The sequence below is a fragment of the Bradyrhizobium sp. USDA 327 genome (genome assembly GCF_041262065.1).
GTDB classification, from domain to species: domain Bacteria; phylum Pseudomonadota; class Alphaproteobacteria; order Rhizobiales; family Xanthobacteraceae; genus Bradyrhizobium; species Bradyrhizobium liaoningense.
In genome coordinates this window covers 6,669,898-6,689,995 of record NZ_JBGCCW010000001.1, presented here as the reverse complement: position 1 = coordinate 6,689,995, position 20,098 = coordinate 6,669,898, and the positions used below count along the sequence as shown (strand labels likewise).

Genomic DNA, 20,098 nt, shown 5'->3' with positions numbered 1-20,098 from the left:
CCCGTAACGTGCAGAAGAGCCGGGAAGCGGGCTGCTTCCGGGATGCGCCTGGTTTTCCGCGAATGGAATGGGGTGGGGGAATGTCGGTCAAGTCGAAGTCGAGCAAATCGAAGCTGCCAACGCTGCGCTTTCGCGCAAAAATCATCCTCGGCTTTGGGGCGGTGCTAGCCATTCTCGCCGTCAGCATGGCGTTCGCCTATTTCGGCTTCGAGCGAATCGCAGGCGCCGTGGCGTCCTACCGCACCAGCGTATCGGAAGCCGACCTGGCGCGGACGGTCGATCGCGAGCTGGTTGCCTATCAAGGGCTGGCGCGGGCCTATACCCTGACCGGCGCGGCCGATGATGAGACCGCAGCCAAGGCCGCTGAAGGCAATCTGAAGAGCGCGATCGCCAAGTCGATGACGGCGACGACCGGCGCCGCCCGCCGTGAGCAGGTCGGCAAGCTCGAGACCGAGTTCCAGAACTTTACGAAAGTCTTCGGCGAGATCATCACGCTGACGCGCGAGAACAACAAGATCGCGGCCGACGAGCTCAACAGTGTCGGCAACAAGATCCGCTTCAAATTCGACGATCTCGCCGACACCGCAGCTCTGGCGGGCCTGAACTCGGTCCAGACCACGGCCAAGGACGTCACCTCGCAATATCTGGCGGTCTCCACCTCGGTCGGCGCATTCGTGGCCAAGCCGGAGCCGAAGACCGCCGACGGCGTGATCGCCCGCATCAAATTCCTCGAGACGCTGCTGGTCTCCATCTACGCGAATGACCAGAAGATCACGGATCGCGTCAAGGAGATCGGCGATCTCTTGAAGCAGTACCGCACCTCGTTCGCAAAGCTGAATGAGAACGTGAAGGTCATCGTCAAGCTGAACGGCGAGATGACCAAGACGGCCGCGACCATCCTCAAGCTCTCGGCCGAGCTGCGTTCGGATCTGACCGCCGACCAGCAACGCATCGAGGCGAGCGCCAATTCCACCATCGTGGAAACCGAGCAGCTGATGCTGATGCTGGCGCTGGGCGGACTGGCCGTGGGCACCGTGCTGGCCTTGTGGCTCGGCAACGGCATCTCGCGTCCGATGATCGCGATGTGCAAGGCGATGCGCGAGCTTGCCTCGGGCAATTTCGACGTCGTGCTGCCGGGTCTCGGCCGCAAGGACGAGATCGGCGAGATGGCCGGCGCAGTCGAGGAGTTCAAGGTTCAGGCGGTCGCCAAGGCCGAGCGTGACGCTGCCGCCAGCGAGGTCCAGAACCGGGAGCAGGCCGCAAGCCGCCGCGCCGAGCTGATCCGCTTCGCCGACGATTTCGAGAGCGCGGTCGGCGCCATCGTCTCCAACGTCTCGGCCTCGGCCGTGCAGCTGGAATCGGCGGCCTCGACGCTGACCCGCACCGCCGAGACCACGCAGAGCCTGTCGAGCCAGGTCGCCGGCGTCTCCGAGCAGGCGTCCAGCAACATGCAGTCGGTCGCGACCGCGACGGAAGAGCTCTCGGCCTCGGTCGAGGAGATCGGCCGCCAGGTCCGCGATTCCAGCCGCATCGCGGAGGCTGCCGTGGTGCAGGCCAAGGAGACCGACGGGCGCATCGGCAAGCTGTCGCATGCCGCCCAGCAGATCGGCGAGGTGGTCAAGCTGATCACGGCGATCGCCGAGCAGACCAACCTTCTCGCGCTCAACGCCACCATCGAGGCGGCCCGCGCGGGTGAAGCCGGCCGCGGCTTTGCGGTGGTGGCGAGCGAGGTGAAGTCGCTGGCGAGCCAGACCGCGAAGGCGACGGACGAGATCTCCTCGCACATCGCCGGCATGCAGGGGGCCACCGCCGAATCGGTCGCCGCGATCAAGGAGATCGGCGCGACCATCGGCCAGATCTCGTCGATCTCGACGTCGATCGCGAGTGCGGTCGAGCAGCAGGGCGCCGCTACCCAGGAGATCGCCCGCAGCGTCCAGACGGTCGCACAGGGCACCCAGACGGCCGCCACCGATATCGGCGAGGTCAATCGCGGCGCCGCCGAGACCGGCTCGGCCTCGGAAGAGGTGCTGAATTCGGCCAAGACCCTGTCGAGCGAAAGCACCCGCCTGCGCGCCGAGCTCGACCGCTTCATGGCGAACATAAGGGCGGCGTAGGTTCACGGCCTCCGAGGCCCGCGCCGTCGCCCACACTCCGCTTGTCCGGGACGACGGCGGAGTAAGAAGCGCGTGAGTCTTATTCCCTCCCGAAGGCTCGCTTCAGCTCCACCTTCGTGCGCTCCAGTCGCGTGCGCTGCGTCTTCGGCAGCGTCCTGCCGGCGCGGTTGATGTAGAAGGTCAGCATCGACAGCGCCGAGCGATAGGCGCCGGTCTTGCGACGCGAGCTGTGCTCCGCCGGGCGCTTCAGGGAGGCCGCGATCTTCCTGGGGTCCTTGAGCTTGAACATACCGCGCTTGAGATCGAGTGCGTCGCTCTCCCGCGTCACCCGTTGCGACCAGCGCTTCGATGCCGCACGGTGGCTCGACCTCTTGCGCGTCGTGCTCGCCTTGCGACGCGCGGTGTTGCGCGCGCCTGTCTTCCTTGAATGTGTCGTCTTTCTGACGTGAGCCATGCGTCAACTCCTTGCGGCTCCATCGGAAACGGGCGGTGCCAACGGACGTTCCCATGGGAACCTGGCCTTGCCGCAGGCGTTGTCGCAGGTGGCAGGCGAATTGCCGCACCCCGATGATCGGATCGACCCATCCACATCACGTGAGAGGGGTCGTTTCCATTGATCAGATGCAACAACCCGATGGAATTGCAGCAAAGCCCAGCCCTGAACTATGCACCCGTAGCCCCGGCGGCGACCGCGACCGACCGAATCGTCGAGACCAGCATTCCCTCGCGGCTCGACGCGCTGCCGTGGAGCGGCTTCCACACCCGCGTCGTGCTCGCGCTGGGCATCACCTGGATTCTCGACGGGCTCGAGGTGACTCTGGCCGGTGCGCTCTCCGGTGCGCTGAAGCAGAGCCCGTCGCTGCATTTCTCAAATCTCGATCTCGGCATCGCCAACTCCGCCTATCTGGCGGGCGCCGTGCTCGGCGCGCTCGGCTTCGGCTGGCTCACCGACCGCATCGGCCGCAAGAAACTGTTCTTCATCACGCTTGCGCTCTATCTCTCGGCAACGGCGGCGACTGCGCTGTCATGGGACGTCGCGAGCTACGCGCTGTTTCGTTTCCTCACCGGCGCCGGCATCGGCGGCGAGTACACCGCGATCAATTCGACCATCCAGGAATTGGTGCCGGCGCGCTATCGCGGCTGGACCGATCTCGTCATCAACGGCAGTTTCTGGATCGGCGCCGCGATGGGCGCGGTGGCGGCGATCGTGCTGCTCGATCCCGCAACGATCGCGCCCGATCTCGGCTGGCGCCTGGCTTATCTCATCGGCGCGACCCTCGGCCTCGTCGTGCTGTTGATGCGAATGTGGATCCCGGAAAGTCCGCGCTGGCTGATGATCCATGGCCGTCCCGACGAAGCCCATGCCATCGTCGACGGGATCGAGCGTTCGGTGATCGGGCATGATCAGGACCTGACGGACGGGCGCTTCACGAAGATCCGCCTGAGAATGCGCGATCACACGCCGCTCCGCGAGGTCGCGCATACGTTGTTCTCGGCCTATCGCCAGCGCGCGGTGGTCGGCCTCGTGTTGATGAGCGCCCAGGCGTTCTTCTACAACGCCATCTTCTTCACCTTCGCGCTGGTGCTGACCGATTTCTATGGCATCAGTGCCGATCAAGTCGGCTGGTACCTGCTGCCCTTCGCTGCCGGCAATTTTCTCGGGCCCCTGCTGCTCGGCCGTCTGTTCGATACGCTCGGCCGCCGCACCATGATCATGTTCACCTATGGCGCATCGGGCGTGCTACTGGCGATATCGGGTTACCTGTTCTCGATCGGCGTGCTGAGCGCGCAAGGGCAGACCGTGGCCTGGATGGTGATCTTCTTCTTTGCCTCGCCTGCTGCGAGCGCGGCCTATCTTACCGTCAGCGAGACGTTTCCGTTGGAGGTTCGCGCGCTGGCGATCGCGGTGTTCTACGCCGTCGGTACCGGCATCGGTGGCGTGATCGGGCCGGCGCTGTTCGGCGCGTTGATCGACACGGGATCACGCAACAGCGTGTTCGCCGGCTATTTGCTGGGGGCAGTCCTGATGATCGCGGCTGCGATCGTGGCGTGGCGCTACGCCGTCTCGGCGGAGCGCAAATCGCTCGAACAAATCGCGCGGCCGCTCGCCTTTATGGAGTAGACTGATGAAATCGGAACTTGCGGAGATGGCGTTGGACCAGAAGCGTACCATGCGGGATGACGATGCGCCCGAAGCGGTGCCGGTGCCGCATGCGCTGGTGCCGCATCTCGACGAGATCGCCATTCTGCTCGATATCGACGGCACGCTGCTCGATCTGATGCCGACACCGCGCGAGGTGTGGGTGCCGCCGGGCCTGTCGGAAACGCTGGGCCGGTTGACCGAGCGCACGTCCGGCGCGCTGGCGCTGGTCAGCGGCCGTTCGCTCAACGATATCGACCTGATTTTCGCGCCGGACGTGTTTCGCGCCGTCGCCGGCCACGGCGCCGAAATGCGGCTGTCGGTCGACAACGAGGCCGATGCTGTCCATGCGCCCCCGCTCGACAAGGAGCTGAAGCGGCGCCTGGCTGCGGTCGCCAAGCTCAGCCCGGGCATTCTGCTCGAGGACAAGGGCTACTCACTCGCGCTGCATTACCGTCTGGCGCCGCATGCGGAGAAGGCGATCTACGAATCCGTCTCGTTGATCCGCGCCGACCTGCCCAATGCGCCGATCGAGGTGCTGCCCGGAAAGTTCGTCTGCGAGATCAAGCATTCCGGCTTCACCAAGGCGAGCGGCGTGCGCGAATTGATGAAGCACGAGCCGTTCAGGGGACGACGCCCGATGTTCATCGGCGATGACGTCACCGACGAAACGGTATTCGCGATCATGCCCGACATGAACGGGCTCGCCTTCTCCGTAGGCCGCCGCGCCATGGGCGTGAATGGCCACTTCGATGCGCCGGCGGACGTGCGCGCGTTCCTTGCGCACCTGCTCGATCCGAGGTGAAACGAAGGCAGCGCCACCTCGCAGACACAAAGCCCTGAGCGCAGCGTCATTGCGTGCCGCGATACATGCTGCGCAACACGACCGGAAAAGCCGTCTTTGCAGCGAAATTCCTGGGTTCCGCAAGCGAAACCAGTTCCAACGCGCGCGCCTGATTTTGGTTTCAATTGGTTGAAACGATGATCAGGAACCATATTGATGAACGGCAGTTAAACGAGGTGGAATGAACAGGAGGGGACGACCTGTGAACTTGGTTATCGTTTCAAATCGCGTCGCGCGCGGCAAACCCAACGAGCCCATGACGGGCGGCCTTGCGGCGGCACTGCTTCCCGTGGTGGAACATTCTGGTGCGATCTGGGTCGGTTCCTCTGGCCGGGTGCGTGATGGCCATCAGAAGGAGCCTTTTGCCGAGATCGAGGCGCTCGGGACCGGCGCGATTGCGACGCTGGACCTGCCGGCGGCGCACTATGGCGGTTATTACGAAGGCTTTGCCAATTCGGCGCTGTGGCCGGCGTTGCATTCACGCAGCGATCTAATCCGCGTCTCGCGGGAGGACTATGTCAGCTATCGCGAAGTCAACGCCTTCATGGCGCGCGCCCTGCTGCGCTTCCGAAAAGCCAAGACGGCGTTCTGGGTGCAGGACTATCATTTCCTCGCGCTCGGTGCCGAGCTGCGCGACCTCGGCGTCGATGATCCCATCGGCTTCTTCCTGCATACGCCGTGGCCCGTCGCCGCGGTGATGCAGGGCGTACCCAACCATCGCGAACTGATCACGGCGATGCTGGCCTACGACCTGCTCGGCTTCCAGACCGAGGAAGATCGCCAGAACTTTCTCGGTTATGTCGGCGGTGAGCTCGGCCTCGCCATCGAGGACGGCGTTGCGATCTCGCAGCATGGGCGCACCCGCTGTGAAGTGTTTCCGATCGGCATCGATGCGGAGAAGTTCGCGCAATATGCTGCGAAGTCTGCCTCGCACCCCGATGTGTCGCGGCTGCGGCGCAGCCTCAACGGCGAGCGGCTCGCGATCGGCGTCGACCGGCTCGACTATTCGAAGGGTCTCGTCAACCGCATCAGCGCGTTCGACCGGCTCTGGACCGAGCAGCCGCAACTGGCGCGCAGCATCTCGCTGCTCCAGATCGCCAACCCCTCGCGCGGCGGCATCGAGGCCTATGGCAGTCTCCAGAGCGAGGTCGCGCGCCTCGTGTCCGACGTCAACGGCCGCCACGGCGAGGTCGACTGGACGCCGATCCGATATCTGAACAAGGGCTTCAGCCAAGCCGTGCTCGCGGGTCTCTACCGCACGGCGCAGATCGGCGTGGTGACGCCGCTGCACGACGGCATGAACCTCGTTGCCAAGGAATATGTCGCCGCGCAAAACCCGGCCGATCCCGGCGTGCTGGTGCTGTCGAAATTCGCGGGCGCCGCCAACGAGCTCGACACCGCATTGCTGGTCAATCCTCACGACGTCGACGGTATGGCGCGTGCGATCGCGGTCGCGGCCTCCATGCCGCTCACCGAGCGCAAGATGCGCTGGGACGCGATGATGAAGAAGCTGCGCGGCCACACCATCCAGCAATGGTCCGCCGACTTCGTCGCTGAACTCGAGAAGTGCCGGACGGAAAAGGCGGCGGTCGCGCCGCTCGCAGCCCAGCCGCCGCAGGCACTGCGCTGGCTGAAGTCGGCGATATCAGGCGTGCGGTTGATCTAAGAGTCTCGCGGATACGAGAACGTGGATGCCCGGGACGAGCCTCGGGCATGACGGTCGCGGGCGAATGGCGCGAGCCTCAGTAACAATACGATACGCCCTCCAGAATCGCGCATTGCCGCTTGTTCGGCGCGTTGGGATCGTCCAGCGGCACCACGCCCTTGCCCTGGCCGACAAACACGCCCGGCCCGACATGGACCGAGCTCTTGTTGCCGATGACCACGCTCTGATGCGGCGTCGAGCTCGAGCGCGTGCCATCCGGCCAGAGGATGGCATCGCCCGAAAGCACCCCGCGCCGGCCGTCGTCACAGCTGACGTCGACGCCTTGCCGGGCGCAGACCTGCGCGGCGGCGGGCACGGCGAGGGCGGAGCCGATGGCCGAAATCAGGCCAAAGGCGGCGATGGTCCTGCAGATAGTCATGGCGTCCCCGGTCGTGTTCGGCCGCTTCCCGTGAATCGTCGCGCCAACCCCGCCTGCGGTTCAGCCGGCAGGCGGGTCAAGGCACCTGCAGCGCCAGCTATTGTCCTGTAAATACAACAAGTTGCGGAAAATCGCCCGATTCGCTCCGCGATCCCTTGCAAAATCATCAGCGCCCCTTCAAGAGAGGGCGCTCCGGAGAGATGGCCGAGTGGCTTAAGGCGCACGCTTGGAAAGCGTGTGTGCGGGAAACCGTACCGTGGGTTCGAATCCCACTCTCTCCGCCAGTCCTATGAGACAACAGCTTGAATTTATTATAAAATATATAATCTTCAGCTGGCCTTCCCCACCCGATACCCCACCCACTGCTGCCTTCTTGTCGTCGGGCAGGCCTCTCAACTTGAGATTGCTATTTTCGAAATCAATAATTTTTAATTGCAATGCCCGCCGCCTCGTCGGGACGGCTCTGATTTCGAACGCCTAAAAGGCCATTTTGGAACGTGCCCTTCAAAATGGCAGGCTATCCTCAACCGGATCATCCTTGTGGCCTCTCCCGCGCCTCCCGTAACGCTCGATTGAAGAAGTGGCGGATCGCTTGCTCGCGTGCCTGCGTGTCACTCAATACGATGTTCTTCATTTCATTGTCGCGCTGGAACATCTTGATGGCGCCTTTGAAGAAGGCCTGACTGAAGGCTGAGAACACTACGTCCGGCGGATTGTTGCGCAGCATCTCGGTCAAGTCTTCGTCCATGATCTCGCGGTTGACCTGCTCGAACCGGATGAAGTCCTCCCGGGAGAACTCTGTCCCATGGCGGTCATTGAACGCCTTGATGATCTCCGAGAGGGAACGTTCCTCTTCTTCCGTATAGGGCTTGGCAGCGAACTCGCTAATGGGCTTGAGAGCCTCGATATCACCCGCCCTGAGCGATGCCGAGCCCTGCTCCTTCTGCTCAACGCGGAACGCCTGAAGCCGAAGCACGTCTTCTGTAATTTCAATATCCGGCGGCACTTCCCGGTTCGGCAGCAGGCGTGATAGCCAAGTGGCGTAGGAATAGAGCTTCTCGAGTCCGGTATCGCCGAGCCGGATGACCTGCGCGACGAAGCTGTAGAAGCGCATGTAACTCTTCAGAAGCTGACGGAACTCTTCCTGTCTCCCCTCATCGTCCTCGACCTCGAAACGGTGCACCGCCTGCCGCACGAGACCTTCTAGTTGTGCCCGGTCATGGGTGCCTAGCGCGCCCTTATAGAAAGTATCGGCGAAGCGATCGATCTCGCCCTGATCGAGGATACCGAACTTCCTGAGCCGTGCTTCCAGCTCGTAAATCTGATTGGGATCGGAAATCGCCTCCAGTCCTGTCACCTCGAAGAAGGGCTTGAAGGCGTTCCGGATGTCCTCCGTGGTGTTCTGAAAATCGAGGACGTAGGTCCGGTCCTTCGCCGGATAAGTTCGGTTAAGACGCGAAAGCGTCTGAACGGCCTGAAGGCCAGCGAGTTTGCGATCTACATACATCGCGCATAACTTCGGCTGGTCGAAGCCCGTCTGGTATTTTTCGGCGACGATTAGCACCTGATAGGCGTCCGTGTCGAAGCGGCGTGGCAGCTCGGTTTCGGAAAAACCGTTAAGCTCCGCCTCGGTGTAAGACTGACCGTCCACCTCTAAGTCGCCGGAAAACGCCACTAGCGGTTTCACATCAGTATAGCCGTTGGCTTTGATGTAATCACGGACGCCGAAATAATAGCGGAGTGCATGCTCGCGGCTGCCAGTGACGATCATTGCCTTGGCGTGGCCGTTCAGCTCGTTCATCGCATGGCGACGAAAGTGCTCTACAATCACCTCAACCTTCTGACCGATGGCGGTTGGATGGAGAGAAGCGAAGCGTGCCACGCGACGCTGAGTGCGGCGAGTGTTCAGCTCGGGGTCATCCTCGATGGCCTTTTCGAGCTGATAGTAGGCTTTGTAGGTCATGTAGTTCTGGAGCACGTCCAGAATGAAGCCCTCTTCAATTGCTTGGCGCATCGAGTAGAGGTGGAAGGGGTGCGGCAGCCCGTCCGCCCCTTTCGTCCCGAACCGCTCCAAGGTCACGTTGCGAGGCGTCGCCGTGAAGGCGAAATAGCTGATGTTCGGCTGCGGCCCCCGGGCCTTCTGATACTGGGCAATCAGATCCTCAATGTCCCGAGAATCGTCTACATAATTGCGCGTCAGGGCATCGCTCATCGCCTGGGCGCTTTTACCGGACTGACTGCCGTGCGCCTCGTCGATGATGACAGCAAAGGACCGCGTGCCCTGGCCGGACAGCTCCTTCAGGTGGTCAGTCGAGAACTTCTGGATCGTCGTGATCACGATCCGCGCACCACTCTCCAGCGCCTGCTTCAGTTGGCGGGAAGTGCCGTCTATCTTCTTCACCACGCCCTTGGTCTGCTCGAACTGCGCGACCGTATTCTGAAGTTGGCGGTCGAGCACGATGCGGTCGGTGACAATGATGGCGGAATTGAAGATCGGCTGGTCCGCATCGTTATGCAGATTCGTGATCTGATGTGCTGTCCAGCCGATGGTGTTGGACTTGCCGGAGCCCGCCGAATGCTGGATGAGGTAGTTATGTCCCGGACCGAAGGCGCGGGCGTGCGTCATCAGCTTACGCACGGCGTCGAGTTGTTGGAAGCGCGGGAAGATCATCATCTCCCGCACTTCGATCGAACCGCCTGCCGTCGGAGTCTCCTGCCGCTCCAGATGGAGGAAGCGACCGATGATATCGAGAAGGACCTCACGCGACAGAACTGCCATGCCCTCGGGCTGGTCAGCGTAGAGGTATGCCACACGGAAATCACTTGATACGTCCGGGTTTCCAGCCCCTCCATCACGGCCACGATTGAACGGCAGGAACCGCGTCTTTCCGTTCTGAAGGCGCGTTGTCATGGATATGTTGTCTTCGTCCATTGCAAAATGGACGAGCGCACCGCGCTTGAAGGTCAGGAGCGGCTCACCGGCTGGGGAGCGGTCGTAGCGATACTGCTTCTCGGCATGGCGGAAGGTGGAGCCGGTCAGGAGATTCTTCAACTCTGCTGTCGCCACCGATAGACCGTTGACGAACAGCCCCACGTCGATCGCATTTTCCGAGCGCTGACTGTAGTGTAGTTGGCGGATAACGGAGAGGATGTTAGCCTGGTAGAGCCTAACCAACTCGGCATTTAGCCCGGACGCTGGCTTGAAGAAGCAGAGCGCCAGCTTGATGTTGGGAATCAGCTTCAGTCCCTGTCTCAGCACGTCGAGCGTGCCGCGCGTCTTCAGCGCTTTCTCCAACTGCTTGAAGAACTCGGCCTCAGCTGCGGTGGTGTACTGCGCCTCAAGCTTGCGCCACTCCTCAGGCTGCGTTTCTTTGACGAAGCGCAGGACAAGCTCACGGTCGATTGCCAGGTCGCGGTCATAGTCGTCAGGAAGACGGGCAAGATAACCCTGTTTGGCCACCAACTGGTCAACCAGGTGCTGTTCAAGCACGATCTCCCGATGAATATTTTGCGCAGCGTGAGCAGTCATGCTGAAGCCTCACGCATCAGGTCTTGCGGGTTCCAGAGGCGCTCCGCCATCTGCCGATACAGCTGACCGCGCTCTTCGACGTCAGCCCTCTTGAATGACGGATAAGCCCGAAAGGGTAGCCCCGTCGTGCTGACAAATCGAAGAAAGCCGGGATTGTGGCTGTAGCAGTCGGGGTGCAGTGAATGCGCCAGGAGGTTCTGCGTCCGGTAGTAATTCAATTTCTCTCCATAGGGGAGATCGCCATAGCTTGCGTTGAAGGACTTCGGCAGCAACAGCAGCCCGCCAATGCGATTTCGGTACTCAGCAAAGTCGGACGGATGCGGAAACTCATCAGTGTGGCGCTCGGGATGATCGGCCCAGATATGTTCAACCTCATAGCGCCCCGGACCATCGCCGACGTATTCCGCGTAACGCGAGGTCTGACCAGACTGCGTTTCCACATAGTCCGTCAATCGCGCCAAGATTCGATGGATCGCATATCGGTTCTGTTGATGAACGCGAAGGCGGTCATTGCTGGCGAAGGTCTCGGTTTCCCTATCCAACAACTCATGTAGCTTGGTGGCCAGGGGATGCGGTGCAAGTCCCCGGATGTCTCGCATGACCAGGAACATTGCATACTGCATCGTCGAATAGGCGATGCTGCGGAAATTCCAGAGACGCCAGGCGAGCAAAATGTCAATGAACCGGGCTGTCAGCCGAAGCTTCAAATCAACCGCCGGCGCATCGTCCTCGGGACGAAGCGGGGCAAGAAGTATCATGTTCTGGAGCGTGAAGCCGTGCTGAGCGTTGTAATAGACGTGTTCGAGGCCGGGCACTTTGTTCTCGGACGCTTCCACCAGCCTCAAATACTGGCGGGCGTAGAAATCAAAATCTCGATCGATAAAGCGAAAAAATGCATCACTAGATGTGAGCCCTATTTGAGCGCTTGTATCTCGCAACCAGCGATGAAATTCGGTGCCGATCCGGTCGAACTCCTCTGGTTTCGCACCGCGCTTGCGTTCGCGAATCTTCGAAGCGTACTGGCTCCGCAGCCACGCCTTGAAGCAGTCGGCCTCGACCTCCTTGCCGGCTTCGTTCAGCTCGGCAATGCGGTCTCGCCACCGGGCGTTCGCAGGAATGCGCTTGCCTTCGTCGATGTTAGCAAGCAGATAGCCCTTGAGCATGTCGGTCGGGCTGAGGGAAAGACCCCGATCGTTCATTGTCTCGAAAATTGTGTAGGCATCGTCGTCCGAATAAGCGGTGATCTCAACGAGATGGACATTCTCAAGAAGCCAATCGGCGAAATAAGGTAACGCATCACCGCGCAGTTCTTCGGGCCATGCCTCGTCCATGTCCTGATAACGGACGTATAGGTTCCGGACGGACTCCGACCGATCCGCCGGGTCGAATAGCTGCGCCTCGAACAGCGCCTCCATACAGGGGGTGCGCTCGTCAACATCGAGGTTGAACGATCTCTGTCCGTACTTTTCCGAGACAATGAGCTCATCGATGTTCACCGCGTCGGACCGACTGCGTTGGAGATTGCGCAGAAGAATCAGCAGCAGCGACAGGCTGGTCAGGCGTTGCTGACCGTCAACAATATAGTTGGCGCTATCCTTCTTGCTGATGATGATGGCGCCGAGGAAATAGTGCGGATACTCCGCCACCTGCTTGCGGGTGTGGCTGGGCTGATAATCTTCTAGGAACTTGCCAGTCAGGTCGTCGATTAGCTCGCGTGCCTGCTTCTCTCCCCATTTATATTCGCGCTGATAGTAGTCGATGGAGTACTTGACGCCTTTCAGCAGCTCTCGAACGGTTTTGGCCTTGCCGAGGATGTCTCTCATGCTGAGGCCTCTGCGATCTTGCGCGGGTCGATCTGGAATCCGGCCCCCTGCAAGCGCTGCGCGAGCTTGGGGACGATCTCCCGGACATGATCGTTAAACTCGATATAAAGAATGCCCGCGGCATCGGAGGGCATTTCCAATGCGCCCTTTTTGAGGATGACCATCTTCTGACGGCCGAGAGCCGCCATTACCATTCCCATCTCTAGAATGACGTTCTGGCGTGCGCGCGGCTGCTTCTCGGTTTCGCCCGCGGATTTTGAGTACCCGAAGTCGTCAGGCGTAAGAAGCACGATGCCGAATGCAGCCTCGCGATAGATATTCTGCTCTAGAGCCTCGATGATCGTCTTGCTCTCGCCATCAGAGTTCTGAAGGATGAAGGGCCGAAGGCCGAGCCGCATCAGGACGAGTTCAAGTTGGTCGCGAGCGTCGCGCTCATGTCCATGCACCACGAATATCTTCGCATTGTTGGCAGCGGACACTGGCGTTACGGGCATCGCGCCAGCAATCACGCCACTCAGTGCAGCGCGGAAGCCGTCCTGGTTTTGTCCCTGAAATTGGAGCGTTCCCTTTTGTGGCCACCAATTCAAAATCTCTCCGGTCCGACCACGAAAGGAATGATTCCCACCCTTCTCGTTCTCTCGCCACTCACCGATTAGCCCGCACGCATCGACGGCGGCCCTAAGTTCATCCAACCTCCCGTGGAATTTCGTCATACGTGCATCGCCTCCTGAATCTCATCCAGCCGCCTATCAGGGTGGCCCCTCTTGCCCCAACTGCTTATGTCGATTTGGCCGGTGACTGCGGCGGTTATCAGAGCGCCGCGCAACTCGCGCAGCCGTTCTATGGACCGCTGGGCCATCGAAGAGATACGTTCGTTGGCCGTCAAAACTGCGCTACAGGACCTCGCGCGCTCGATCTGCTCTTCAACCGCAATATAGGGAAAGCTGAACCGGGCGATTTGATCTCCGCTGATGTGCGGAACGCTTACGCCGGTAAGCTCTGGTTCGAAGTATCCGAGAAATCTTTTGCTCGACAGCATCAGCTTTAGAAAGTCCTTGGCCATTGTTCTCAGCGGGACGATCTTGCAAACCCGCTGCAGGAGCAAGGAAGGAACGTCCGAACTGGTTAGCTCTGCTACCCGGATTCCTCCTGAAACCCAGGGACGATCCATCCCCATCACGATGTCGCCTTCGGCCAGTCGAAAGCTCTCCAACCCATGAGCCAGATCGTGTGGCCAATAGACTGTATCGTCCCACCTGATCGCACCGGGCGACACGTTTGCACCCCGCAACAGACGAATGTCGTTGTCGTCGGTGCTGAAGTTCGCGCTTTGAAATGCGTATCCTGGAATAATCTTAACGTGGTGACCGAGCTTAGATGGCCTCGCGCTTGCGGAAATAGCTTCCTCGATTGCCGCCATCGATCGCTCATTCAGCAAGGCAATCAACCTCTGTTTCCTCTCGATGAGCTGATCGATGCGGACGGTTTCTTGGTCTAGGAAGTCCGCGATGGCCTTCTGGATGGTGAAGTCAGGCAGCATTACCGGCACGTTGCGCAGCGCCTCATGCTCCAAATCCCACTGACTAACTCTCACGCCTTTTGAGATACGGCCATAGAGTGCGATGTACGGCTCGCTCCGGAGCAAGTAATGAAGGAACTGATCACATTCACTACTAAGCGGCTCATAGACGTAGTATGCGGGGCTGACGATCCCTCGATACCGGGATATTGCGATCGATCCCTGCCAGGCCTTCATCTTGTTTGTGACGAGAGCGCCCTCAGTCACAAGCTGATAGCCGGAAAGGTCATCTGATTCCTTGTTGTGGTTGTCGTCGCGAGACGATTTTGGAATAACGCCATAATCTCGATAAACTGACAGCAACTCCTCGTCTTCATATCCCGTCAGCTTCCGACGACGGAAAAGTGACCAGAGTGGCTTAGTAGTCCAGCCGGGTGGCGTCTGCGATGCAATGAACTCTCGAAGTGCACTCACGCGGTGATATCCTTCAGCAGCCCGGCGATATCGGCTTCCAGCGCCTTCAGTTCGGCATCGATCTCGTCGATCGGACGCGGCGGGATATAGCGGTAGAAATAGCGATTGAAGTTTATCTCGTAGCCGACGCGGCCCACTCCGCCGTCGCGGGTGTCACGGTAGCCTTCATCCACCCAGGCTTCGGGCACGAAGGGCTTGACCTCGCGGGCCACATAGTCTCGCCATTCCGCTTTCAGTGGCACCAACTCGTGGTCGCGCAGCTCGGTGTCCGGCTCCGGGTTCCCGTCCTTGTCGGTGCAGACCTCGGCATCCTCGTCCCGTTCGGATAGGGCGGAGAGGATGGCCTTGCGGATCGGCACTCCGACCTTCACTCCACAGACCTTTAGCGCCCTATTTAGTGCCTCTTCGAACTCAGCGCGGTTCGTGAAGAGTCCCTCACCGATTCCGACAAGGGCGACCTCAATCTCCTTCCGCTCGTCCTCCGACAGCTTCTGGAACGCCCTCTCTTCCCGAAGCAGGGCGATTCGATCGTGGCTGGCCCGAAAGTTGAGACGCAGCGGGCGCTCGACACGAATTTCACGGTAGCCGAAGTCGGCCGTGTCAAAGATTTTGGAGAACTCGCTATACTCGCCGTTGCCGTTTAGCATTCCTGCATAGATGCGAACGATCTCCTTGCGTGCTTCCTCTGGGATTTCCCGTCGCTTCGAGCCGAGGGATTTGCGCATCGATTTCCAGAAGCGTTCGCCGCTGGCATCGATCAGTTGCACCCTGCCGCGTCGTGCTTTCGTTTTGCGGTTGGTGAGCAGCCAAACATAGGTTTGAATACCGGTGTTGTAGAACAGGTCGGTCGGCAGCGCCACGATTGCTTCGACCAGGTCCATCTCCAGCATCCAGCGACGTATCTCGCTCTCGCCCGAACCAGCGCCCCCGGTGAAAAGAGGGGAGCCGTTCATGACGATGCCGATGCGTGAGCCGGTCTCATCATCGCGCATCTTGGAGATCATGTGCTGGAGAAACAATAGCTGCCCATCGGAGATGCGCGGTAGGCCCGCACCGAACCGCCCGTCGAGTCCCAGCGTGTCGGCCTCTTCCCGGATCGGATCCTGATATTTTTTCCAGTCGACGCCGTAGGGCGGATTAGAGAGCATGTAATGAAAAGACTTGCCGTTGTGGGCGTCGTTCGTCAGCGTGTTGCCGAAGGCGATCTGCTCAGGATCGTGGCCCGTTACCAGCATGTCAGACTTGCAGATGCCGAACGATTCGCCATTGAGTTCCTGCCCGAACAGTTCGACCCGGATTGAGGGATTGAACTCTTTCAGCGCTTCCTCCGTCAGCGCCAGCATGCCTCCCGTGCCGCAGGCCGGATCATAGACCTGGCGGATGATCCCCCTGCCGGTCAGCTTTGTGTCGTCGTTGGCGATCAACAGCTCGACGATGAGCCGGATGACCTCGCGCGGGGTGAAGTGCTCACCGGCCGTTTCGTTTGAGATTTCCGAGAAGCGGCGGATCAGGTCCTCGAACAGGTACCCCATCTCGATGTTGCTGACGCGATCTGGGTGCAGGTCGATCTGCGTGAACCGATCGAACACCTGCCAGAGTATGCCGCCTTCCTTGAGGCGCTTGAGCTGGTCCGTGAACAGGAACTTGTCCAGGAAGATGTCGCGGACGTTACCCGAGAACTTGGTGATGTAGTCGATCAGGTTAGCATGGAGCTGGCCGGGGTCCTGGGCCTTGAGGCTTTTGAAGGTGAAGGCACTGAGGTTGTAGACTCGGATGTTGCCTCCAGCCGCTCCGAACAGAATCATGTCGCGGGTTGCATCGTCGACGCCGTCTGGCAGCCCCTGGGCAGCATCGAGTACACTTGTCTTCGATGCTTCGAGGATGCAATCGAGGCGCCGCAGCACGATGAACGGCAGGATGACTTTGCCGTACTCGGATTGCTTCAAGTCGCCGCGCAGAATCTCCGCGATCGACCAGACGAAGCTTTCTAGGTTCTGAACCTTAGCGTTTGCCCCCGGCACTATTCTCTTTCCTTTTCATTTGCGGCGGCCGACCTTCGTTCGATCCACCTGTCGATCTCGCCGCGCCGGAAACGCCAAGCTCCACCGACCTTGAAGCCCGGAATCTTGCGGTCGGCCGCAAGGCGGTACGCCGTCTTTTCGGTGAGCTTGAGATACTCAGCCAGCTCCCGAATCGTCATGATGTCGGTGTCCACCGCGGTCCCTATCCGGAATATCCAGCCTGAATGAGAGAATACGGGAAAGAATAGGAAACTCCAAGTAGAACGAAAGGTTAGGCCTGCTTCGCGGCCGACCGATGCGATGTTTTCTAGGAGGCAGGTCTGTAAATCCTGGAGGTGCTATCCGCTCCGAGCAACCGTCCGATCGACGCGGCACCAAGGCCCGAACGCAGCACGCGATACTAAGCCCACTCGTCAATGAAGCTACAAACTCGTTGTACGGTCGCGGCTTCAAGTTCTCCGATCAAAACGAAGCTCTTGTCGTTCAGGCCGTTCATCGACGGGCCGAACAACCCAGAGATCTCACCACTGCGGTGTCGCACCAAGTAGAACCTGTCATGAAACCGCGTGCCGGTTTTCGTTCTGAAATATGTGAATTTGATTTTGTAACCTCGATTTTCGCCGTGTTGCTTCACAGTCCGGCGCCAAATCCAACCGGATTCTGTCTTCTTGCCCTTCGCGAAGGGCGGCTGAAAGATCGTCAACATGCCTGATGTCGGAATCTCAAGCAGGTCCAGATAGGTTAGAAAGTTGTTGATCCCTCCGACCGTGTCCTCTTCGCCCTTGTCGGCATAAATGAACGGGTCCGTAATTAGCAAGTCTTTGGCCGGTCCTTTGCCCCCGTGTACCTTACGGGCGGCATCCAGAAACGCATTCGATTTGGCGCTCCAGCCGCCCGCGACTGTCATTAACTCAAGGACGATTTCTCCGTTCATTGCGGCGGCATCGCCGTTGGATGAATCAGCAGAGCCGCGATGAGGACGGCCGAGTTGGAGAGGGCAGTCCGGCTGTGTGCAGGTCCCAGCCCGCACTGTTACGAGGGGGTGCGGATCATCTGTCGCAAGCCAGCTCCTAATTTCGCTTCGAAAATCCTCGGCGTCCCAAAATTTCTGCTGATGAGTTTCCCTAAAGCGATGCTCGCGGTTGAACAGTTCTGGTGCGATACGTCGGACGGCTTCTCGATCCTCAGACCGAGCGGGGAGACCCATGCGAAAACGCCAAAACCAGTCATCCGAGTTCGACACCAGGTAAGCTCCCCCATTGTTTTTTGCTTCTACTGTGAATTGCAGGTCAAGCGCCATACTCCTTTAGCCAAGATGCTTTCGCGTCAAGTCCGACCCCCGGCTTTCCGTCTTGGAAGAGCGGCCAGCAAGGACGACACTTGATGGAGTTGGACCTGAGCGCGATCGAGGGCGCGGCAACTTGCGCTCCCCATATGGGCGAATTACGATTTTTCGATCGAAAAGTGAGAAAAGCCACTGTGCAGCAGGTGTTTCTTGCGAAAAAATAATTCGAAAAAAATCCCCCGAAATTCCATTTTCGTCATCGCCGAGGGCAAATTATCCAGGAGAAGGTATGACCCCGCGATCCACTAGGTTGGACTGCGCGTGCGAATGGCCTCCAGGCTGGTGCTTGCCTAGCTACTAGGGTCCAGACTCAATTGAGCCAATATGCGACGAGAGCGGCGAGATGAACAGCGGCCAAAAAATTACGGGCGAGCTTGTCATATCGCGTGGCGATGCGCCGGAAGTCCTTGAGCCTGCAAAAGCAGCGTTCGATGACATTTCGTCCTTTGTAGGCGCGTTTGTTGAAGCGATGGATGACGACACGGTTAGATTTATTGGGGATTACGGGCTTGGCGCCACGACGAATGATTGCGCCGCGAAGCTTGTCGCCATCATACCCTTTGTCGGCGAGGAGCACGCTCATGGGTGGCGCGAGCGCCAGGACATCGGGAGCCGCAGCGATATCGGCATCCTGGCCTGGAGTCAGATGCAGGACGACCGGCCGGCAGAGCGGATCGCTCAGCGCATGGATTTTTGTCGTGCGGCCTCCGCGCGAGCGGCCGATTGCTTGATTGTGCTCCCCCCTTTTCCGCCGGAGGCACACCGGTGAGCTTTAATCGAGGTCGAGTCGAGCGACAGTACGACGCCGTCTTCGCCAGGCTTGGCCAGCGCTTCGAAGATTGCGCACCATCGTCCTCGCTTGGCCCAGCGATTGAAGCGATTGTAGATCGTCGTGTAAGGGCCGTATTCACGTGGACAATCACGCCATCGTGCACCCGATTGCAGCATGTGAATGATACCGCTGACGATGCGTCGGTCGTCGTCCCGATCCGGCCCCGTCAGTCCCCTCGGCAGATGCGGTTCGATACGCGCCCATTGCCTGTCGTTCAGCCAAAACAAACCAGCGCGCATTCTCTCGCCCCCGAATCAACACGTAGGCAAGAGAATCACGTGGCGCTATTTAGGTACAGACCCTAGGTAAGGCTGGGTGTTAGGACCTATCAGGAAGTGTACCATAGAGGATAGCCTACCAAGCACGGTAGGCGTCTCTTACCTCTGTTTCCTAGCCTCTCCCCAACGGTATTCGACGGCCTTGCCCGGCTTCGGCTTCGTGAGCGGCACGATCCAGCCGGTTCGCACCGCTTTACGACGTACACGCCGGAACTGCTCGCGGGGCCATCCAAATTTCTCTCTCAATCCATCCGCGACCAAGAACCTGGCATCTGGTCCGTTTTGAGCCTGCAACCAAGCTATCAACGCGGTGAAGTAGGGGTCTTGAACCATCTCATCGAGTGACGCCGCGCTCAGCCAAGCCCCATGGCGTCCGATGCGGTTGGTGCCGTCCATCGTGTACTTCCAGGCCGACCTCGCGGCTTTGATCACCTCGTCGTCATCGAGAGGAGGGACGCAGGAGTCTTCGTTGAACGTCCTTGCCACATCGAGCAGGTCGTCGAACGTATCGCAACTGTGTGCATCACGCATGCAGTGCCGCCAGAGCATCTTGTTCCGCTCGCCCTCGCGTGCGGGCCTGCGGTGCGCCTGATCTCCAGGCCACCAGGCCTTCTGCATGAACGGCAGATTGGGCAGATCGTCCAGCGTGCCCTGAACGATCTCATAGGCCATGCGCTTGCCCTCTGAGGGTGGAGCAACGACATACCCGTCACCGAGCTGGTCGATCGGAAGCTCATTTCCCCAAGGTCGGATTTGCCGCTTCTCTCCCCCATGACGGTACCATGCTTGAAAGTTTCCCGAGCCGGTGCGGACCACGAACGGGGTCTCGCCGTGGCGCGCTAAGGCATCGCCAAGGACATGTTCGTCTTTGCAATCGACGTCCAGGACCGTCAGGCCGGTGATACGGCCACAGGCCAGTCCGAACGCGCTCGCGTCGGCGAATTGCCTCACGAGCTTTTCGCTCCTCAAACTTCCGACCTTCATATATCCACGGATCGCCGGTCGCTTATCGTTGCCGATGACCTTGACCGGGAACGTCGGAAGCCCACGCGCGGCATATTCCGGCTGCCACTTCGCAAAGATGCCCATCGCCAT

At 60.0% G+C, this 20,098-nt stretch carries 15 protein-coding genes and 1 tRNA gene; 5 read left to right on the top strand and 11 right to left on the bottom strand.

The features are described from left to right. Window positions 1–80: 80 nt before the first annotated feature. The gene (locus tag ABIA42_RS31675; RefSeq protein ID WP_370117758.1) at window positions 81–2,114 is read left to right on the top strand and encodes a methyl-accepting chemotaxis protein; all 2,034 of its coding nucleotides are present in this window, start codon (window positions 81–83) and stop codon (window positions 2,112–2,114) included. Window positions 2,115–2,193: 79 nt separating this feature from the next. Here the strand turns inward: ABIA42_RS31675 and ABIA42_RS31670 are convergent, their stop codons facing one another. Continuing rightward, complete coding sequence (locus ABIA42_RS31670; RefSeq protein WP_370117761.1) at window positions 2,194–2,568, bottom strand: DUF3175 domain-containing protein; 375 nt, start codon at window positions 2,566–2,568, stop codon at window positions 2,194–2,196. A gap of 180 nt (window positions 2,569–2,748) precedes the next feature. Between ABIA42_RS31670 and ABIA42_RS31665 the strand changes: the two genes are divergently transcribed. The 3 genes from ABIA42_RS31665 (at window position 2,749) to ABIA42_RS31655 (ending at window position 6,764) form a co-directional block, all read left to right on the top strand. Continuing rightward, a complete protein-coding gene (locus ABIA42_RS31665; protein WP_370117764.1) occupies window positions 2,749–4,236 on the top strand; it encodes an MFS transporter in 1,488 nt (495 codons plus the stop codon). Window positions 4,237–4,240: 4 nt separating this feature from the next. Continuing rightward, the gene (gene otsB, locus ABIA42_RS31660) at window positions 4,241–5,059 is read left to right on the top strand and encodes a trehalose-phosphatase (RefSeq protein ID WP_370117766.1); all 819 of its coding nucleotides are present in this window, start codon (window positions 4,241–4,243) and stop codon (window positions 5,057–5,059) included. Window positions 5,060–5,300: 241 nt separating this feature from the next. Continuing rightward, window positions 5,301–6,764, top strand: coding sequence for a trehalose-6-phosphate synthase (locus tag ABIA42_RS31655; RefSeq protein WP_028181087.1), 1,464 nt, complete (start codon window positions 5,301–5,303; stop codon window positions 6,762–6,764). A gap of 76 nt (window positions 6,765–6,840) precedes the next feature. Here the strand turns inward: ABIA42_RS31655 and ABIA42_RS31650 are convergent, their stop codons facing one another. Beyond that, window positions 6,841–7,182 carry a hypothetical protein gene (locus tag ABIA42_RS31650; protein ID WP_370117769.1) on the bottom strand — a complete coding sequence of 114 codons (342 nt, stop codon included), beginning with the start codon at window positions 7,180–7,182 and terminating at the stop codon, window positions 6,841–6,843. A gap of 194 nt (window positions 7,183–7,376) precedes the next feature. On the opposite strand from ABIA42_RS31650, the gene ABIA42_RS31645 reads away from it, so the two are divergent. Beyond that, a tRNA-Ser gene (locus ABIA42_RS31645) sits at window positions 7,377–7,466 on the top strand. A gap of 248 nt (window positions 7,467–7,714) precedes the next feature. On the opposite strand, the gene ABIA42_RS31640 is transcribed toward ABIA42_RS31645, so the two are convergent. The 9 genes from ABIA42_RS31640 to ABIA42_RS31600 all read right to left on the bottom strand — a co-directional run bounded on the left by ABIA42_RS31640 (window position 7,715) and on the right by ABIA42_RS31600 (window position 20,098). Then, the gene (locus ABIA42_RS31640; protein WP_370117772.1) at window positions 7,715–10,711 is read right to left on the bottom strand and encodes a type I restriction endonuclease subunit R; all 2,997 of its coding nucleotides are present in this window, start codon (window positions 10,709–10,711) and stop codon (window positions 7,715–7,717) included. Then, window positions 10,708–12,534, bottom strand: coding sequence for a DUF262 domain-containing protein (locus tag ABIA42_RS31635; protein WP_370117775.1), 1,827 nt, complete (start codon window positions 12,532–12,534; stop codon window positions 10,708–10,710). The genes ABIA42_RS31640 and ABIA42_RS31635 overlap by 4 nt, the downstream gene beginning before the upstream one ends. Then, window positions 12,531–13,247: a TIR domain-containing protein gene (locus tag ABIA42_RS31630; protein ID WP_370117778.1), complete on the bottom strand. Its 717-nt coding sequence runs from the start codon at window positions 13,245–13,247 to the stop codon at window positions 12,531–12,533. Before ABIA42_RS31630 ends, ABIA42_RS31635 begins: the two co-directional genes overlap by 4 nt. Continuing rightward, the gene (locus ABIA42_RS31625) at window positions 13,244–14,527 is read right to left on the bottom strand and encodes a restriction endonuclease subunit S (RefSeq protein WP_370117781.1); all 1,284 of its coding nucleotides are present in this window, start codon (window positions 14,525–14,527) and stop codon (window positions 13,244–13,246) included. The genes ABIA42_RS31630 and ABIA42_RS31625 overlap by 4 nt, the downstream gene beginning before the upstream one ends. Continuing rightward, the gene (locus tag ABIA42_RS31620; protein ID WP_370117784.1) at window positions 14,524–16,548 is read right to left on the bottom strand and encodes an N-6 DNA methylase; all 2,025 of its coding nucleotides are present in this window, start codon (window positions 16,546–16,548) and stop codon (window positions 14,524–14,526) included. Before ABIA42_RS31620 ends, ABIA42_RS31625 begins: the two co-directional genes overlap by 4 nt. Further along, on the bottom strand, window positions 16,548–16,742 hold the full coding sequence (locus ABIA42_RS31615; RefSeq protein WP_370117787.1) for a helix-turn-helix domain-containing protein: 195 nt from the start codon (window positions 16,740–16,742) through the stop codon (window positions 16,548–16,550). The genes ABIA42_RS31620 and ABIA42_RS31615 overlap by 1 nt, the downstream gene beginning before the upstream one ends. 206 nt (window positions 16,743–16,948) lie before the next feature. Then, window positions 16,949–17,848, bottom strand: a complete 900-nt coding sequence (locus ABIA42_RS31610) for a hypothetical protein (RefSeq protein ID WP_370117790.1) — start codon at window positions 17,846–17,848, stop codon at window positions 16,949–16,951. Window positions 17,849–18,203: 355 nt separating this feature from the next. Then, window positions 18,204–18,964, bottom strand: a protein-coding gene (locus ABIA42_RS31605; RefSeq protein WP_110115815.1) for an IS5-like element ISBj2 family transposase whose coding sequence is annotated in 2 segments (ribosomal slippage) — window positions 18,204–18,625 and window positions 18,625–18,964 — 762 coding nt in all. Because the reading frame shifts where the segments join, the coding sequence is not laid out codon by codon here. Window positions 18,965–19,102: 138 nt separating this feature from the next. Beyond that, the gene (locus ABIA42_RS31600) at window positions 19,103–20,098 is read right to left on the bottom strand and encodes a bifunctional DNA primase/polymerase (protein ID WP_370117793.1); all 996 of its coding nucleotides are present in this window, start codon (window positions 20,096–20,098) and stop codon (window positions 19,103–19,105) included.

What these genes read in the sequence shown, in the direction of transcription:
- ABIA42_RS31670 (WP_370117761.1), bottom strand. Translation starts at nt 2,568, where the DNA reads ATGGCTCACGTCAGAAAGACGACACATTCAAGGAAGACAGGCGCGCGC.
- ABIA42_RS31675 (WP_370117758.1), top strand. Translation starts at nt 81, where the DNA reads ATGTCGGTCAAGTCGAAGTCGAGCAAATCGAAGCTGCCAACGCTGCGC.
- otsB (WP_370117766.1), top strand. Translation starts at nt 4,241, where the DNA reads ATGAAATCGGAACTTGCGGAGATGGCGTTGGACCAGAAGCGTACCATG.
- ABIA42_RS31665 (WP_370117764.1), top strand. Translation starts at nt 2,749, where the DNA reads ATGGAATTGCAGCAAAGCCCAGCCCTGAACTATGCACCCGTAGCCCCG.
- ABIA42_RS31640 (WP_370117772.1), bottom strand. Translation starts at nt 10,711, where the DNA reads ATGACTGCTCACGCTGCGCAAAATATTCATCGGGAGATCGTGCTTGAA.
- ABIA42_RS31650 (WP_370117769.1), bottom strand. Translation starts at nt 7,182, where the DNA reads ATGACTATCTGCAGGACCATCGCCGCCTTTGGCCTGATTTCGGCCATC.
- ABIA42_RS31635 (WP_370117775.1), bottom strand. Translation starts at nt 12,534, where the DNA reads ATGAGAGACATCCTCGGCAAGGCCAAAACCGTTCGAGAGCTGCTGAAA.
- ABIA42_RS31610 (WP_370117790.1), bottom strand. Translation starts at nt 17,848, where the DNA reads ATGGCGCTTGACCTGCAATTCACAGTAGAAGCAAAAAACAATGGGGGA.
- ABIA42_RS31600 (WP_370117793.1), bottom strand. Translation starts at nt 20,098, where the DNA reads ATGGCGATGGGCATCTTTGCGAAGTGGCAGCCGGAATATGCCGCGCGT.
- ABIA42_RS31630 (WP_370117778.1), bottom strand. Translation starts at nt 13,247, where the DNA reads ATGACGAAATTCCACGGGAGGTTGGATGAACTTAGGGCCGCCGTCGAT.